At 68.0% G+C, this 2,005-nt stretch carries 2 protein-coding genes; both read right to left on the reverse strand.

Annotated features, from left to right (window positions below; all coding sequences use genetic code 11):
- Window positions 1-1,412 (reverse strand): alpha-galactosidase (locus tag RMO81_RS13920; RefSeq protein WP_310476498.1); only part of this gene is annotated, 1,412 nt, incomplete at its 3' end.
- 2 nt (window positions 1,413-1,414) lie between these two features.
- Window positions 1,415-2,005 (reverse strand): enoyl-CoA hydratase/isomerase family protein (locus RMO81_RS13925; protein WP_310476499.1); only part of this gene is annotated, 591 nt, incomplete at its 5' end.

Consider the following 2,005-nt stretch of genomic DNA (forward strand, 5'->3'; position numbering starts at 1 on the left):
CCGGCACAGCTTTCGATCTCCACATCCGGATGCGCCGCGCGCAGGCGGGCGAGCAGGCGATAAAGCCCCCGCACCTGGCCCAGCCCGCCGGCCGGTGCCAGATCGCGGTTATGATCCCATTTGAGATAGGAGATCGGCACCTCGCTGAGCAGTGTGTCGAGCGCGGCAAAAAGATAATCCTCCACCGCCGGCAGCGACAGGTTGAGCACCAGCTGGTTGCGCGCGGTGGGCTGCGGCGCGCCCGCGATGTGCAGCGCCCAATCGGGGTGGGCGCGATACAGATCACTGTCGGGATTGACCATTTCCGGTTCGACCCACAGGCCGAATTCAAGGCCCAGCTCCCGCACACCATCGGCCAGCGGTTTCAGCCCGGCGGGATATTTGTGCGGATCGGCGGTCCAGTCCCCCAGCCCGGCGCGATCATGGTCGCGGCCGCGGAACCAGCCATCATCAAGGATGAAGCGTTCTGCCCCGATGGCGGCGGCAGCGCGGGCCAATTCGAGAATGCGGGCTTCGTCGTGGCGAAAATAACAGGCTTCCCAGCTGTTGAGATGCACCGGGCGCGAGCGCATCTCCCCCCCCGGCCAGCCCACCCGCGCCCGCACCATGGCATGCATCTGCTGCATCGCGCCATTGCGGCCCCGGTTGCTGATTGCCAGCAACAGCGGCGGCGCTTCAATGCGTTCGCCCGGTTGCAGCGTGACGCCATCGGCCATGCCGGCTGACAGGAAATGCCGGCCTTCGTCGTCGCGCTCCACGCTCAACACCGCATCGCCCGACCAGGCCAGCTGCGCCGCCAGCACCAGGCCATCATCCCAGCCGGCATTCACGCCCAGCAGATACAGGCCGGGCGGCCCGCCATGGCCGGGCAGGCCGCGCCGCGTCTCGCGCCGCCACTGGTGGGCCGGCAGTGGTTCCACGCACGGCGCAAATTCGGCGTTGTGGCGGCCGCGCCAACTGAGGATGCGATCAAGGCCGGCCGGCAGCGGTAGCAGCGCGCTGGCAAGCGTATCGACCGTGATCGGCACCGGGCCATCGTTGCCCAGCACGGCGCTGATTTCAAAGCCGCCGCCCGGCAGCACACGAAAGCCTTGCTCCAGCCGCAGGCCGCTGTCCGCATCAACCAGCGTGACCCGCAGATGCTGGCTGTCGCTTGCCACGTCTGTCACCGCCCAGCGCAGCACCCGGCGGGCCATGTTCACCGCCAACGGGCCGAACCAGCCGAGCCCCGGCGCCGTGGCAAAGGGCACGTCTGCATCGAGCGAAAAGGTCGCCGCGCCGCGCGTGCTGGCCAGCGCCGGCAGGCCCGACGTCTCGACACGCAGGCCAAGGTGGCGCCACAAAAGCGCGTCGCCGGCCCGTTCAAGGACCAGGCTGGCTTCGGAGGAATGCAGAGAGAAAATCGCGTCCATTCTCAATTCCCTGTGAACCGCCCCGGCCGTTTTTCACGAAACGCAGCCAGCGCCTCCACAAAATCCTGCCCTTGCGTCGCCAGCAGCCATTGATCGGCGTCGGCATGCAGTACGGCGGCGTGGAGCGCGCCCGAAACCGCGTTGATGCTGCGTTTGATCATCTGCACAGCCAGCGGCGGCAGCGCGGCATAGTCGGCGGCCAGCGTCAGCGCCCGCGCATCTTCGCTGCCAGCGGGCACAATTTCGTCGATCAGGCCCCAGCGTTCCAGCGTTTCGACATCAAACAGCGCACCCGTCATCACCATGCGCTTGGCGCGGGCCGGGCCAACCAGTTCGATCAGCGGCCCCAGCGCGTTCCACATCAGGTTGATGCCGATCTTCACTTCGCCATAGCCCAACCGGGAGCCGCTGGCGGCAATGCGGAAATCGCAGGCCGTGGCGATACAGGTGGCGCCGCCGGTGGCCACGCCCTTCAAGGCGCAGATGGTCGGCTGATCAATGCCCTGCACGGCGCGCATCACCCGCGCGCCCAGCTGCGCGGCGCGGCGGGCTTCCGTCAACGAGGCCGGCGCGGCCAACCGGCCTTCCATCTC

Source organism: Sandarakinorhabdus sp. (assembly GCF_031422795.1).
GTDB lineage: Bacteria > Pseudomonadota > Alphaproteobacteria > Sphingomonadales > Sphingomonadaceae > Sandarakinorhabdus.